This is a genomic window from Pseudomonas sp. GV085, from assembly GCF_003050925.1.
Taxonomy (GTDB): Bacteria; Pseudomonadota; Gammaproteobacteria; order Pseudomonadales; family Pseudomonadaceae; genus Aquipseudomonas.
The window spans coordinates 35,592-49,464 of sequence record NZ_QAOV01000014.1 but is presented as its reverse complement, the minus strand read 5'-3'; the positions used below and the strand labels follow the sequence as shown (position 1 = coordinate 49,464).

The 13,873-nt window shown below is 59.9% G+C and carries 12 protein-coding genes; 6 read left to right on the top strand and 6 right to left on the bottom strand.

Annotation, left to right across the window (positions count from 1 at the left end; genetic code table 11):
* Positions 1 to 46: 46 nt before the first annotated feature.
* Positions 47 to 1,192: a carboxypeptidase family protein gene (locus tag C8K63_RS24910; protein WP_177413305.1), complete on the bottom strand. Its 1,146-nt coding sequence runs from the start codon at positions 1,190 to 1,192 to the stop codon at positions 47 to 49.
* 366 nt (positions 1,193 to 1,558) lie between these two features.
* Between C8K63_RS24910 and C8K63_RS24905 the strand changes: the two genes are divergently transcribed.
* The 5 genes from C8K63_RS24905 (at position 1,559) to C8K63_RS24885 (ending at position 6,391) form a co-directional block, all read left to right on the top strand.
* Entirely contained in the window at positions 1,559 to 2,227 is a 669-nt protein-coding gene (locus C8K63_RS24905; RefSeq protein WP_108219095.1) for a GntR family transcriptional regulator, read from the top strand.
* Positions 2,228 to 2,358: 131 nt separating this feature from the next.
* Positions 2,359 to 3,165, top strand: coding sequence for an ABC transporter substrate-binding protein (locus C8K63_RS24900; RefSeq protein WP_108219094.1), 807 nt, complete (start codon positions 2,359 to 2,361; stop codon positions 3,163 to 3,165).
* Positions 3,166 to 3,176: 11 nt separating this feature from the next.
* Positions 3,177 to 3,944: an amino acid ABC transporter permease gene (locus tag C8K63_RS24895; RefSeq protein WP_108219093.1), complete on the top strand. Its 768-nt coding sequence runs from the start codon at positions 3,177 to 3,179 to the stop codon at positions 3,942 to 3,944.
* 1 nt (position 3,945) lies between these two features.
* Positions 3,946 to 4,725 carry an amino acid ABC transporter ATP-binding protein gene (locus C8K63_RS24890; RefSeq protein ID WP_108219092.1) on the top strand — a complete coding sequence of 260 codons (780 nt, stop codon included), beginning with the start codon at positions 3,946 to 3,948 and terminating at the stop codon, positions 4,723 to 4,725.
* A 55-nt stretch (positions 4,726 to 4,780) separates the two neighbouring features.
* Complete coding sequence (locus C8K63_RS24885; protein ID WP_108219091.1) at positions 4,781 to 6,391, top strand: gamma-glutamyltransferase family protein; 1,611 nt, start codon at positions 4,781 to 4,783, stop codon at positions 6,389 to 6,391.
* A gap of 423 nt (positions 6,392 to 6,814) precedes the next feature.
* Here C8K63_RS24885 and C8K63_RS24880 read toward each other — a convergent pair whose 3' ends face one another.
* A complete protein-coding gene (locus C8K63_RS24880) occupies positions 6,815 to 7,156 on the bottom strand; it encodes a DUF6124 family protein (protein ID WP_108219090.1) in 342 nt (113 codons plus the stop codon).
* Between the two features lie 129 nt (positions 7,157 to 7,285).
* Between C8K63_RS24880 and C8K63_RS24875 the strand changes: the two genes are divergently transcribed.
* On the top strand, positions 7,286 to 7,933 hold the full coding sequence (locus C8K63_RS24875; RefSeq protein WP_108219089.1) for a LexA family transcriptional regulator: 648 nt from the start codon (positions 7,286 to 7,288) through the stop codon (positions 7,931 to 7,933).
* Between the two features lie 39 nt (positions 7,934 to 7,972).
* Here the strand turns inward: C8K63_RS24875 and C8K63_RS24870 are convergent, their stop codons facing one another.
* The 4 genes from C8K63_RS24870 to C8K63_RS24855 all read right to left on the bottom strand — a co-directional run bounded on the left by C8K63_RS24870 (position 7,973) and on the right by C8K63_RS24855 (position 13,642).
* Positions 7,973 to 9,928: an acetyl/propionyl/methylcrotonyl-CoA carboxylase subunit alpha gene (locus tag C8K63_RS24870; protein WP_108219088.1), complete on the bottom strand. Its 1,956-nt coding sequence runs from the start codon at positions 9,926 to 9,928 to the stop codon at positions 7,973 to 7,975.
* Positions 9,928 to 10,740: a gamma-carboxygeranoyl-CoA hydratase gene (locus C8K63_RS24865; protein ID WP_108219087.1), complete on the bottom strand. Its 813-nt coding sequence runs from the start codon at positions 10,738 to 10,740 to the stop codon at positions 9,928 to 9,930. Before C8K63_RS24865 ends, C8K63_RS24870 begins: the two co-directional genes overlap by 1 nt.
* Positions 10,741 to 10,858: 118 nt before the next feature.
* Positions 10,859 to 12,466, bottom strand: coding sequence for a carboxyl transferase domain-containing protein (locus C8K63_RS24860; RefSeq protein WP_108219086.1), 1,608 nt, complete (start codon positions 12,464 to 12,466; stop codon positions 10,859 to 10,861).
* Positions 12,467 to 12,478: 12 nt separating this feature from the next.
* Positions 12,479 to 13,642 (bottom strand): isovaleryl-CoA dehydrogenase, encoded by a 1,164-nt coding sequence (locus tag C8K63_RS24855; protein ID WP_108219085.1) that lies wholly within the window; start codon positions 13,640 to 13,642, stop codon positions 12,479 to 12,481.
* Positions 13,643 to 13,873 lie beyond the last annotated feature (231 nt).

The window sequence follows — 13,873 nt, the reverse complement described above, 5'->3', positions numbered from 1 at the left end:
CTGTAGGCGCTGCCGCAGGCTGCGATCTTTTGATCTTAAAGGGCAATCAACGCAGGCTATCGACCATCTCGGCCACGGTGGTCAACACATCCTTCCCCAACTGCTTCGACCGCTTGCCCGACCAGCCCGTCAACGGGTTCGGATGATCGTCGTGATCCTTGAACGGCATTTCCAGGGTCAACGACAGGCAGTCGTACTTCTGCCCGACGCTGTTGCAGGCCAGCGTCATGTTGGCCCGGCCCGGTTCGTCGCGGGTGTAGCCGTACTTGGTCTGGAAGTCTTTGGTGGTGTGCTTCAGATGGCTGCGGAAGTGCTCCTCGAGCTTTTCGATCCGCGGCGTGTAACCGGGGTTGCCTTCGCAACCGGCGGTGAATACGTGAGGGATTTCTTCGTCACCATGGGCGTCGAGGAACATGTCGACGCCGTACTTTTCCATTTGTTGCTGAACGAACAGGACTTCCGGGCTGATTTCCTGACTGGCGCTCTGCCAGGCGCGGTTGAGGTCCTGGCCCATGGCGTTGGTACGCAGGTTGCCGTGGAAAGCACCATCCGGGTTCATGTTCGGTACCAGATACAGGTCGGCGCTGGCCAATAGTTTATTCAGCACAGGGTCGTCGTGTTTTTCCAGGCGTTCGATCACGCCTTCCATGAACCACTCGGCCATGTGTTCGCCCGGATGTTGCTGGGCAATCATCCATACCTTGCGTCGGCCCTCGGCCCCGGTGCCTTTGCGCAACAACTGGATGTCGCGACCTTCGACACTTTTGCCGGTGGCCAACAGTTCGGTGCCGGCCTTGGTCAGCGCCTGCTCGATCAGCCAGTCGTGGCGGCCGCGGCTGTAGGGTTCGAAGTAAGCGAACCAGGCGTGGGTCTGCTCGGCTTCGAGGCTGAAACGCAGGCAGTCGCCTTCGAAAATGGTCGGTACGCGGAACCAGTTGACGTGATCGTAGGACGCCACCGCCTGATAACCGGTCCAGGCTTTGTTATAGGAGGATTGGCTGGCATTGTTCAGGCGAAACCAGTGTTCCTGGCCAACATGCAGGCCGCTGGCCTTGAAGTGGAACCATTGGAAATGGTTGCTTTTGGTATCGGGGCGGATCGCCAGCAGGGGCTTGAGCGGGTCGCTGACATCGATTACCTGGATGTTGCCGCTGTCGAAATTGGCACTGATGTCGAGGGAGGATTTAGCCACGGTCGGGTTCCTGATCAAGATTTTTATGGCGGCCACTTTACACGCAAGTGCAGGGCCTTAGGAGCGCAGAAAAACCGTCTTACCACCAAGACGCCTGTTCACTTTGCGACTCAAGGTTTGCCACGAAGTCCTCCAACCAAGCGTAGCGATCATCCGTGTTACCACCAGCACCGTTTTGAGGCCTTCAGGTGACAGGATGGGGCATTTCAACTCGTTCCGGATCAATACTTTCGGGTGTAACCAGTCGTCGTAATGGCTGATACATCAATGCAATCAAATACCTGCAATAGATGCGCTGAATCTGGCACGCAATGTGCTGTTTTGGATTTATGGATAATTGGATACAAAAATACAAAAGGTGCACTGATGAAATTCGCCCCTGCCTATACCGAGCGCCAACCTGTTACTGCTGAGGAGGAGGCTTACAACTTTCTTCTGGAGGCCATTTGCAAAGGACGTTACCGCACCGGTGAACGGCTGATCGCCGAGGACATCGCCGGTGAAATCGGCATGAGCCGCATGCCGGTGCGCGAAGCGTTCCGCCGTCTGGATGCCGACGGCCTGGTGACGTTGCGGCCCAATCGCGGCGCCATCGTACGGGGCCTGAACATCGACGAAATGCGTGAAGTGTTCGAGATGCGCAGTGCCCTTGAGGGGCTCGCCATCCGGGTGGCTGTCAGCAAAATGACCGAGCGCCATTTCAGCCATCTGGAGCGTCTGCTCGACGAGATGGACGACTACCGCGAGGACGGTGCCGAGTGGGTCAGCCGTCATCGCGCCTTCCATGAATACCTGTGCAGCCTGAGTGAACGCCCGCGCCTGATGCGGCAAATTTCGGCGCTGTATTCGGTGATCGAGCCGCACATGCGCCTGTGGCTGCAACACGCCGACAAGCCCCGCAGTGCCCGGGACGAACATGCCTCGATCGTGACCGCGTTGCGTTCCGGCGATCCGGATGAAGCGGCGGCGGTGGTGTGCGAGCACATCGAAGGAACGATTCCGCGCCTGATTCAGTTTCTTGAGGCTCATCAATAGAAGAACAAACACATTTCCCGTAGGAGCTGCCGCAGGCTGCGATCTTTTGATCTTTTCAGAAGCAACATCAAAAGATCGCAGCCTGCGGCGGCTCCTCCCGGACATTCGTTGCAGCCACCTGGAGTATTGCCATGTACAAGCCTTGCGCGTTAGCTGCTGTCCTTTCCTTAAGCCTCTACTCGCAATGGGCGCTGGCGGCGCCTGAACTTCCCGAGCGATTAAGCAAGAGCGAGAAGATCGTCTATTGCTCCGGCATGGATTCGCCACCGCTGGTGTCGTTTGACCTCAAGCAAAAACCGGTCGGACTTCAGGTGGATATGGGCGAGGCGATTGCCCAGCGCCTGGGTGACAAAAAAGTCGAATGGCGGATCTCTCCATTCGCCGGGCTGATCCCGGCGCTGCTGGCGCAACAGTGCGACATGATCGTCGATCAACTGTTCGACAAACCCGAACGCCGTGAGGTGATCGACATCGTCAACTTCATGTATTCCAGCCAGTCCATCGTGGTGCCCAAAGGCAATCCGAAATCGGTGAACACGCTGGAAGATTTGTCGGGGCTCAAGGTCGCAGTCAGTAATGGTTCAACCATCCGCGTGCTGCTGGGCAAAGAGAACGAAAAACTCGAAGCGGCCGGCAAGGCACCGATGAAACTGGTGGTCTACAACGTCGACGCCGATGCATTTCAGGCCTTGCGCATCAACCAGGTGGACGCTTTCGGCACCACGGTCGAGTCTGCCGGCCACTACCAGCAACTGGCCCCTGACTTGTTTCAATCGGCGGTGCCTGCTTTCAACCGCATCCTGACCGGTTTCGGTGTGCGCAAAAGTGATCCGCAATTGACCGTCGCGCTGACCGAAGTCTTGCAAGGCATGCGCGCCGACGGAAGTTACGAAGCACTCCTCAGTAAATGGCATGTCGGCAGCGACAAACTGGACTGAGGACGAACCTGATGAACTTCAATTGGGATGTGTTCTGGCAATACCTGTTACAGCCCAGTGATGTCTACCTGACGGGGTTGTGGCTGACGTGCCTGATCAGTGTGTCGGCGATGTTGCTCGGCTGTGTGCTGGGGTTGATCGCGGCGTTGATGAAACTGTCGAGTAACCCGCTGTTGCGATACCCGGTGCGCTTTTATGTCTGGCTGATGCGCGGCACGCCGCTGCTGGTGCAGATCGTGTTTTTGTACACGGCGTTGGCGGCCGGTGGAATTTTCCGCTTCGAAGATCTGGACCTCGGCTGGTTCATCGTGCCGGGCAACATTCAGGCCGCGATCATCGCCCTGGGCCTCAACGAAGGCGCGTACATGGCCGAGATCATTCGGGCCGGCATCGGTGCGGTGGACAAGGGCCAGTACGAAGCCGGGCGGTCCCTGGGCATGACGTTTCCCAAGTTGATGCGCCGTATCGTGTTGCCCCAGGCGTTTCGGGTGATCGTGCCGCCGCTGGGCAACGAGTTCAACGTGATGCTGAAAAACACCACGCTGGTCAGCGTGATCGGGGTGCAGGAGTTGTTGCTCAGCACGCAAATGGTGACCTCGGCGACCTTCCGGGTGTTCGAGTTGTATCTGGTGGTTGCCATTTACTTCCTGGCCTTGACCACGCTCTGGGGCTTTTTCCAGCGCTGGCTCGAGGCGCGTTTCGGCCAATCCGATCGCCCGGCTCAGGCCGCCAGCCGAATGTTCGGTCGCAACACCATGAAACTGTTGAGAGGGCGTTGAGATGGCGCACATGAGTGAAGAGCTGGTCATCGAAGCGCTGGATATTCACAAGTCGTTTGGTGACCTGGAAATTCTCAAGGGCATTTCGCTGCAAGTGAAACGGGGTGAAGTGGTGGTGTTGATCGGCGCATCCGGTTCAGGCAAAACCACCTTTATTCGCTGCATCAATCTGCTTGAGGACATTCAGTCCGGGCAAATCCGTGTCAGCGGCCAGCCCATGGGTTACCGCACCCGCGCCGATGGCAGCCTGGTCCGGGACTCGGAGCGCAACATTGCAAGTCAGCGCCGGGACATCGGCATGGTGTTTCAGCGCTTCAATCTGTTCCCGCACATGACCGCCCTGGAAAACATCATCGAGGCGCCCATCCATGTGCTCGGCGTGCCTCGCGCGGCAGCGGTGGAGCAGGCGCGGGGGTTACTCAAGCGGGTCGGGCTGGCCGAGAAGGCGGATCACTACCCTTCGATGCTTTCCGGCGGGCAGCAGCAGCGGGTGGCCATCGCCCGGGCGTTGGCCATGAAACCCCAGGCGATGTTGTTCGACGAGCCCACCAGCGCCCTTGACCCGGAGACGGTGGGTGAAGTGCTGCAAGTCATGAAGGAGTTGGCCGAGGAGGGAATGACCATGGTCGTGGTCACCCACGAAATGGGCTTTGCCCGCGAAGTGGCCGATCGGGTGGTGGTCCTCGATCAAGGCGAGCTGATCGAGCAGGGTCCACCCGAACAGATCTTCAGCCAGCCGAAGCACGCCCGTACCCGCGCCTTTCTCAGTCGCGTGTTGTAGGAGCGAGCCGGCTCCTACAGGTTTTTATGAACATTACTTTTGTGTGAGTCCTGCCATGTTCAAATTTTCTGCCCACGAGTATCCCTACACCTCACAACGTCAAAGCGTTTTTTCCAAGCGCGGCATGGTCGCCGCCTCTCAGCCACTGGCCGCCGAAGCCGGGATAGAAGTGATGCGTCGCGGCGGCAATGCCATCGATGCGGCCATCGCCACGGCAGCCGCATTGACGGTGGTCGAGCCCACCGGTTGTGGTATCGGTGGTGACGCTTTTGCCTTGGTCTGGACCCAAGACAAACTGCATGGCCTGGCTGCCAACGGCGCCGCCCCGCAAGCCCTGGGCATTGAGGCAGTGAAAGCGGCCGGTCATGAAAGAATGCCGCTGCATGGCTGGACGCCTGTCACTGTTCCTGGCTGCCCGTCGGCCTGGGCGCAATTGTCCCGGCGTTTCGGTCGTCTGCCCTTTGCGGACTTGCTGCAACCGGCGATCAGTCTGGCGCGGGACGGATTTCCCGTTTCGCCAGTGGTGGCCTTGCAGTGGCAAGCCGCGCTGGAGGATTTCACTCCGGACCGTAGCGACGTGCTCGAGAGCTGGTTCGAGACCTTCCTGATCGAAGGCCGTGCCCCCCGCGCCGGCGAGCTGTTCCGTAACCCGGCCCAGGCACGGACCTTGAGCGAATTGGCCGCCACCGAGTGTGAAAGTATTTATCGTGGCGCGCTGGCGCAGAGGCTGGATGCGCATTCGCGGGCCACGGGCGGCTATCTGCGCGCCAGTGATTTGCAGGACTACAGCGCCCAGTGGGTTGAGCCGATCAAGGTCAACTATCGTGGTGTCGACGTCTGGGAGATTCCTCCGAGTGGTCAGGGACTCGTGGCGTTGATGGCGTTGAAGATTCTCGAGGGCTTTGACTTCGATCATCGCGACAGCCAGCAGACCTGGCATCGTCAACTCGAGGCCATGAAACTCGCCTACAGCGATGGTTTGCACTACATCACCGATCCGGTGCACATGCGGGTGGCGGTGGACGATCTTCTCAGCGATCACTATTGCGCTCATCGCCGGGCGCAGATTGGTGAACAGGCCGTGACGCCCCTGCCGGGTGATCCCCACGCCAGTGGCACCGTCTATCTGGCCACCGCCGATGCGGAGGGCAACATGGTTTCGTTCATCCAGAGCAACTACCACGGCTTTGGTTCCGGCGTGGTGTTGCCTGACAGCGGTATCGCCCTGCAAAACCGCGGTGAAGAGTTCAGCCTTGATCCCGTGCACGCCAATTGCCTGGCGCCTGGCAAAAAGACCTTCCACACCATCATTCCAGGGTTCCTTACAAAAGACGGTGAAGCGATGGGCCCCTTTGGTGTCATGGGCGGCTACATGCAACCGCAAGGGCATGTGCAGATGGTCATGAATCTGGTGGATTTCGGACTCAACCCTCAAGCCGCGCTGGACGCACCGCGTTGGCAATGGTTGGGGGGCATGAAGGTGGGCATTGAGCAGGACGCTTCGCGAGATATGGCGGCGGCACTGACGCGTCGCGGGCACGAGGTTCAGGTGGCATGCGATCTCACCAGTTATGGGCGTGGGCAAATTATCTTGCGCGATCCTGAAACCGGTGTGTTATGCGGTGGGACAGAGCCACGAACGGATTCACATATAGCGGTGTATTGAAGAGCAGGAGAGAGGGCCAGGAGTTGGGGGCGTCCTCCTTGACGCCGCCGCAGCTTAGAGACTGTGCGATTGGTTCTCACGTGCTATTTGTCGCTGGTTTTGACCAATGAAGCCGGGCTTCTCTTGCCAACTGGAATTCTTTTGATATCGTCCGCGCCATCGAATTTTCGGCACCCAAAGACTTCATTAGCCTGAAGCCAAAGCCAGAAAAACCGGCAAAAAAAGACCCGGCAAAAAGCCGGGTCAAAAACCGTGATTAGCCTGATGAGGAGATAGTCCAGGAGACCGACCTAAGGTCATCTGGTCCATCGACTGATCTCGCGATCAGTCGATGTAATAATAATCATTATCGTTTGCAGGTCAATCATTTTTACCTGCTCGACAGGAAAATTCTTTCCTGTCTTCTCGATTTGCGTTCTCACCTCAACCGTTTTCATACTTCTCCAGCGATCGATCGACCATCGCCTTGGCCATGTCGATCATGTGCACCGTCGAAAATGCCAGGTCGCGGTTTGCGCCTTGCAGGTGATTGGCTGATTCGGACGCGGTGGCGGCAGCACAGCGCAACAGGTCCAAAGCATGGACCAGCGCCTCTTCGCCGCTGATGTTGCGGTTCACATCAAAAAAACGCGGTTCGGTCACTTCCTCCGAAATAGCTGGTTTCAAGTAATAGTCCAGCGCGCGTTGTGCCGCCGCTGAGCCCTGAGGAGAGGTGAGGGTGGTGTCGATTTGCATGTCCGACAGGTCATTGGTGGGTGGGTTCATGACGATGGCAAGCTCCGTGTTAGATTCAGATCCGTGAATCGATCCTAATACGTAATGTATTTGTGACGATAATTTAAATACTACAATTTGTGTTTTGAAGGCCGGAGTCGTCCACGTATCGTGCCGCACATGGATAAATGGATTGAATTGGTCAAGGCCAAGATGAGTGAACTCAAAATCACTCAAGAGATACTCGCCGAGCGCCTCGGGATGTCCCAGGGCGGCATTGGCCACTGGCTCAACAAACGTCGTGAACCCGGCATCGAAGACATGAACCGTGTCCTGCGGGCGCTGGGCCTTGAGTTTCTCGAAGTGGCGCTGGTAATCCGGGAACCGCAGGCGTCAACGGACGACGAAATCCCTCTGACACAGAAGTACAATCCCTACTTCCGCTACCCGGTCAGTGACTGGCGAGAACCTGCCGAAGTGCGCGATGGCGAGGTCGCGGTGTATGGGAAAGGGCACTTTGAATTGTCCGATTATCACGCGCAGGGACCGGCATTCTGGTTGAGAGTGTCAGGTGATGCGATGACCGCACCCACTGGCATCAGTATTGCGGAAGGCATGCTGATCCTGGTGGACCCGGCGGTGGAAGCGGTGCCCGGCAAACTGGTCATTGCCCAGTGGCCGGACAGCGCCGAAGCCACGTTCCGCAAGCTCATCGAAGAGGGCGGGCAGCGTTATCTGGTGCCGCTCAATCCGACGTATCCGAAAGCCTTGTACGCCGAAGATTGTCGAATCATCGGCGTAGTGGTTCAGGCAACTGCCAGGTTCTGATCAGATCGGTCCTCGCGATGCGCAGGACCGATCTTCATTTCACGCTTCTTCCAGTTCGACCAGTGCACTGCCTTCGCTGACCATCTCGCCTTCCTGGCAATACAGCGCCTTGATCACCCCGGCATGGGGCGCGCGAATGCTGTGCTCCATCTTCATCGCTTCCAGTACCACCAATTGCGCCCCGGCTTCGACCGATTGCCCGGCCTCAACCAGCACGCGGACGATGCTGCCGTTCATCGGTGCGGTCAGCCCGCCATGATGGCTGTGGCTGGCCTCGACAGCGCTGATCGGGTCGTAAGCCTCGATGCGGCGCAACTCGCCATCCCATTGCAAATACACCTGTTCGCCACGGCGTATTGCGCGGTGTTGACGGCGCACGCCAGCCTGCTCGGTCAGCAGCTGCTCGCCCTTGAGCCGAGCGCTGTGGGCATTGATGTCGCCCAGCGTGAGCGCCCGGTCCTGGCCTTCACAACTCAGGTGCAGGGTGATTGCTCTCGGCAAACCGGCACGCAGGCCATTACGCGCCGCCCATGGCGAACTCGGATCATCGGCGCGGGTTGCAGGCGGTTGGCTCTGGGCAAACGCCTGGGCGGCGGCCTGCCAGAAATCATCGCTGAGTTCCGCAGGCGTCGGCAGCAACTGTTCCTGATAGCGCGGAATGAAGCCGGTATCGAGTTCGGCAGCGGCAAATGCCGGGTGACCGATGATGCGCCGCAGGAAATTGATGTTGGTCTTCAATCCGCCGATGGCGAATTCGTCGAGCATGCTCAACAGGCGCAATCGCGCCTGTTCACGATCTTCGCCCCAGGCAATCAGCTTGCCGAGCATCGGGTCGTAGAAAGGCGAAATTTCATCGCCTTCTTCAACACCACTGTCCACTCGACGCCCCGGCCCCTGGGCGGATTCGCGATACAGCTCCAGGCGACCGGTCGCCGGCAGGAAGTCATTGCCCGGATCTTCGGCATACAGCCGCACCTCGATCGCGTGCCCCACCAGCGGCACCTGGTCTTGCGTCATCGGCAACGCTTCGCCGCGTGCCACGCGAATCTGCCAGGCCACCAGGTCGAGGCCGGTGATGGCTTCGGTGACCGGGTGTTCCACTTGCAGGCGGGTGTTCATCTCCATGAAGAAGAACTCGCCCCGCGCATCCAGCAAAAACTCAACGGTGCCGGCACCGATATAACCGATGGCCTGCGCTGAACGCACAGCGGCTTCGCCCATGGCGCGTCGCAGCTCCGGGCTCAGGCCGGGTGCTGGCGCTTCTTCGACGACTTTCTGGTGACGGCGCTGAATCGAGCAGTCGCGTTCGTTGAGGTACAGGCAGTTGCCGTGCTGGTCGGCGAACACCTGGATTTCCACGTGACGTGGCTTGAGCAGGTATTTCTCCACCAGCATCCGCGAGTCGCCGAACGACGATTGCGCCTCGCGCTGGGCCGAGGCCAGGGCTTCGGCCAGTTGGCTGACGTCCTCGACCACTTTCATGCCTTTGCCGCCACCACCCGCGGTGGCCTTGAGCAGCACCGGGTAGCCGATGCGTTCGCAGGCGGTGCGGAAGGTTTCCAGGTCCTGGGCTTCACCGTGATAACCGGGCACCAGCGGCACGCCAGCGGTTTCCATCAAGGCTTTGGCCGCGGACTTGCTGCCCATGGCGTCGATGGCCGAGGCAGGCGGGCCGAGGAAAATCAGGCCGGCGTTTTCGATGGCACGGGCGAAGCCGGCGTTCTCCGACAAAAAGCCATAGCCGGGGTGAATCGCCTGGGCGCCGCTGGCCTTGGCGGCGGCAATCAGTTTGTCGATCTGCAGGTAGCTGTCGGCGGCTTTGCTGCCACCCAGGTCGACACGAATGTCGGCTTCGCGGCTGTGCCGGGCGTCACGGTCGGTGGCGCTGTGTACGGCCACGGTGGTCAGGCCCAGCGCCTTGGCGGTGCGCATCACCCGGCAAGCGATTTCGCCACGGTTGGCCACCAGCAGGGTGGTGAGGACAGGTGCGCTCATCAGCGGGGCTCCTTGGTGGATTCGGCTTGCCAGCTCGGCGGACGTTTTTGCAGGAAGGCACGCAAGCCTTCCTGGCCTTCTGGGCTGACGCGAATGCGGGCGATGGCGTTTTCGGTGTAGCGACGCAATGCCGGGGTCAGTGAGCCGTCGCCGACTTCGCGCAGCAGATCCTTGCTGGCGCGCATGGCCGCCGGGCTGTTGAGCAGCAGGTTGTCGATCCACTGTTCGACTTTCTGTTCCAGCTCGGCACTTGCATAACTCTCCGACAACAAACCGATTTCCCGAGCCCGTTGCCCGCCGAAACGCTCAGCGGTCAAGGCATAGCGACGGGTAGCGCGCTCGCCAATGGCTTGCACCACGAACGGGCTGATCACTGCCGGCGCCAGGCCGATGCGTACTTCCGAGAGGCAGAACTGCGCATCATCGGCACCGATGGCCATGTCACAGCAACTGATCAGGCCCAGTGCGCCACCAAAGGCTGCGCCTTGCACCACCGCCAGGGTCGGGACTTTCAGTTTGGCCAGGTTGTACATCAACTCTGCCAGTTCCCGGGCGTCATCGAGGTTGGTGGCGTAATCGAGTTCGGCCGATTGCTGCATCCAGGCAAGGTCAGCGCCGGCGCTGAAATGCTTGCCGCGGCCGCGCACGATCAGAAATCGCAGGCTGGCATCGCTCGCGACTTTGTCGAGGGCGAGGATCAGTTCGCGGATCATTTCGGCGTTGAAGGCGTTGTTCTTTTCTTCGCGGCTGAGCCACAGCGTGGCAAAACCACGGGGGTCGCTCAGCAGTTCGAGGGTGTTGAAGTCGCTCATATTCGTCCGTCTCCACGGTCCTTGCGGGGGCGGGCTGGTTCGCGAAACGATTTTACGATTGCTCTGCAATCGAACGGGAGCAAGCTCCCTCGCCACACAAGCCCGCGCCCACAGAAAATCACATCCGGAACACGCCGAAGCGGCTCGGTTCGATTGGCGCGTTCAACGACGCGGACAAGGCCAGGGCCAGTACGTCGCGGGTCTGGGCCGGGTCGATAACACCGTCGTCCCACAGGCGCGCGCTGGAATAGTAGGGGTGACCCTGTTCTTCGTACTGGTCGAGGATCGGCTGCTTGATTTCGGCTTCCTGCTCGGCGCTGAAACCATGGCCACTGCGTTCGGCCTGCTCACGCTTGACCTGCACCAGTACGCCGGCCGCCTGCTCGGCGCCCATCACGCCAATACGCGCATTCGGCCACATCCACAAAAAGCGCGGATCGTAGGCGCGACCGCACATGCCGTAGTTACCGGCACCGAAACTGCCGCCGATGATCACGGTGAACTTCGGCACCTTGGCGCAGGCCACGGCGGTCACCAGTTTCGCGCCGTGCTTGGCGATGCCGCCAGCTTCGTATTTCTGGCCGACCATGAAGCCGGTGATGTTTTGCAGGAACAGCAGCGGGATGCCGCGCTGGCACGCCAGTTCGATGAAGTGCGCGCCTTTCTGCGCCGCTTCAGCGAACAGGATGCCGTTGTTGGCGAGGATCGCGATCGGGTAACCGTGCAGGTAAGCAAAACCGCATACCAGCGTTGTCCCGAACAGCGCCTTGAACTCGTCGAACACCGAACCATCCACCAGCCGCGCAATCACTTCGCGCACGTCGAACGGTTGCTTGGCGTCGGCCGGAACCACGCCGTACAACTCGTCGCTGCTGTAGAGCGGGGCGATTGGTGTGCGTTGCTGAACCTCACCTTGCTTGCGCCAGTTGAGGTTGGCGATGCTGCGGCGTGCCAGTGCCAGGGCGTGTTCATCGCTCTCGGCGTAATGGTCGGCCACACCGGAAATCTTGCAGTGCACATCGGCCCCGCCAAGGTCTTCGGCGCTGACCACTTCACCGGTCGCGGCTTTCACCAGCGGCGGGCCGGCGAGGAAGATCGTTGCTTGTTCGCGGACCATGATCGCTTCGTCGGCCATCGCCGGTACATAGGCGCCACCAGCGGTGCAGGAACCCATGACCACGGCAATCTGCGGTATGCCCATGGCGCTCATGTTGGCCTGATTGAAGAAGATCCGCCCGAAGTGCTCGCGGTCCGGAAAGACCTCATCCTGACGCGGCAGGTTGGCACCACCCGAATCCACGAGGTAGATACACGGCAGGCGGTTCTGCTGGGCGATGGTCTGCGCGCGCAGGTGTTTTTTCACCGTCAGCGGGTAGTACGAGCCGCCTTTCACGGTGGCATCGTTGGCGACGATCATGCATTCGACGCCCTCCACACGGCCGATCCCGGCAATCACGCCAGCGGCGGGGACGTCTTCGCCATACACCGCGTAGGCCGCCAGTTGACTGATTTCCAGAAACGGTGAGCCCGGATCCAGCAAGCGGTTGATGCGCTCGCGAGGCAGCAGTTTGCCCCGCGAGGTGTGGCGTTCCTGAGCCTTCGGGCCGCCACCTTGCGCCACTTGGGCGAGCAGGGTGTGCAACGCGTCGACCTGCTTGAGCATCGCCGCACTGTTGGCGGCGAACTCCGCTGAACGGGGGTTGAGCTGGGTATGCAGGGTAGCCATGTGCAGCTCCGTTTAGCGGGTTTCGTTGAACAGTTCGCGACCGATCAGCATGCGACGGATCTCACTGGTGCCCGCGCCGATTTCGTACAGTTTGGCGTCACGCAACAGACGGCCGGCCGGGAATTCATTGATGTAGCCGTTGCCACCGAGAATCTGGATCGCGTCGAGGGCCATTTGCGTGGCGCGTTCGGCGCTGTAGAGGATCACGCCGGCGGCGTCCTTGCGCGTGGTTTCGCCGCGCTCGCAGGCCTGGGCCACGGCGTACAGGTAGGCGCGGCTGGCGTTGAGTTGGGTGTACATGTCAGCGACCTTGCCCTGGATCAGCTGGAATTCGCCGATGCTTTGGCCGAACTGCTTGCGGTCGTGGATGTACGGTACGATCAGATCCATGCACGCCTGCATGATCCCGGTCGGGCCGCCCGAGAGCACCACTCGCTCATAGTCGAGGCCACTCATCAGCACTTTCACGCCGCCGTTGAGCACACCGAGGATGTTTTCTTCCGGCACTTCGACGTCATCGAAAAACAGCTCGCAGGTGTTCGAACCGCGCATGCCGAGCTTGTCGAACTTGTTGCTGCGGCTGAAGCCTTTCCAGTCGCGCTCGACGATGAAGGCGGTGATGCCGTGGGGGCCCTTTTCCAGGTCGGTCTTGGCGTAGATCACATAGGTGTTGGCGTCCGGACCGTTGGTGATCCAGGTCTTGCTGCCGTTGAGCACGTAATGATCGCCGCGCTTGTCGGCGCGCAGCTTCATCGAGACCACGTCGGAGCCGGCGTTCGGTTCGCTCATGGCCAATGCGCCGATGTGCTCGCCGCTGATCAGCTTGGGCAGGTATTTGGTTTTCTGTTCGTGATTGCCATTGCGGTTGATCTGGTTGACGCAGAGGTTGGAGTGGGCGCCGTAGGACAACGCCACCGAGGCCGAGCCACGGCTGATTTCTTCCATTGCGACAACGTGGGCCAGGTAACCCAGGCCAGCACCGCCGTACTCTTCCGGCACGGTGATGCCCAACAGGCCCATGTCGCCGAATTTGCGCCACAGGTCAGCGGGGAACAGGTTGTCGATGTCGATCTGAGCGGCGCGCGGGGCGATCTCCTTGGCGACGAAGGACTGGACCTGATCGCGCAGCATGTCGATGGTTTCACCGAGGGCAAAGTTCAGGGATGGATAGCTCATGGGTCACCTTTTGGCTTTTTTGTCGGTTGGTGAGACTGTCAATGGGTTCTCACCTTTACGTTAACGTAAGCCTGTGACGAATGGCTGTCAATCACCCTTTACGTTAACGTCAACTTAGGTGATTCTGTAGGCGCGAGCTTGCTTGCGATGGACGTTAACGATAACGCGTGTTGTCTGGATGATCGCGGTGCCCTGACGTTCTTCGCGAGCGAGCTCGCTCCTACAGAATAA

Excerpts from the sequence above, each read along its gene's own strand:
- C8K63_RS24905 (WP_108219095.1), top strand. The coding sequence starts at position 1,559 with ATGAAATTCGCCCCTGCCTATACCGAGCGCCAACCTGTTACTGCTGAG.
- C8K63_RS24900 (WP_108219094.1), top strand. The coding sequence starts at position 2,359 with ATGTACAAGCCTTGCGCGTTAGCTGCTGTCCTTTCCTTAAGCCTCTAC.
- C8K63_RS24895 (WP_108219093.1), top strand. The coding sequence starts at position 3,177 with ATGAACTTCAATTGGGATGTGTTCTGGCAATACCTGTTACAGCCCAGT.
- C8K63_RS24890 (WP_108219092.1), top strand. The coding sequence starts at position 3,946 with ATGGCGCACATGAGTGAAGAGCTGGTCATCGAAGCGCTGGATATTCAC.
- C8K63_RS24885 (WP_108219091.1), top strand. The coding sequence starts at position 4,781 with ATGTTCAAATTTTCTGCCCACGAGTATCCCTACACCTCACAACGTCAA.
- C8K63_RS24880 (WP_108219090.1), bottom strand. The coding sequence starts at position 7,156 with ATGAACCCACCCACCAATGACCTGTCGGACATGCAAATCGACACCACC.
- C8K63_RS24875 (WP_108219089.1), top strand. The coding sequence starts at position 7,286 with ATGGATAAATGGATTGAATTGGTCAAGGCCAAGATGAGTGAACTCAAA.
- C8K63_RS24870 (WP_108219088.1), bottom strand. The coding sequence starts at position 9,928 with ATGAGCGCACCTGTCCTCACCACCCTGCTGGTGGCCAACCGTGGCGAA.
- C8K63_RS24865 (WP_108219087.1), bottom strand. The coding sequence starts at position 10,740 with ATGAGCGACTTCAACACCCTCGAACTGCTGAGCGACCCCCGTGGTTTT.
- C8K63_RS24860 (WP_108219086.1), bottom strand. The coding sequence starts at position 12,466 with ATGGCTACCCTGCATACCCAGCTCAACCCCCGTTCAGCGGAGTTCGCC.
- C8K63_RS24855 (WP_108219085.1), bottom strand. The coding sequence starts at position 13,642 with ATGAGCTATCCATCCCTGAACTTTGCCCTCGGTGAAACCATCGACATG.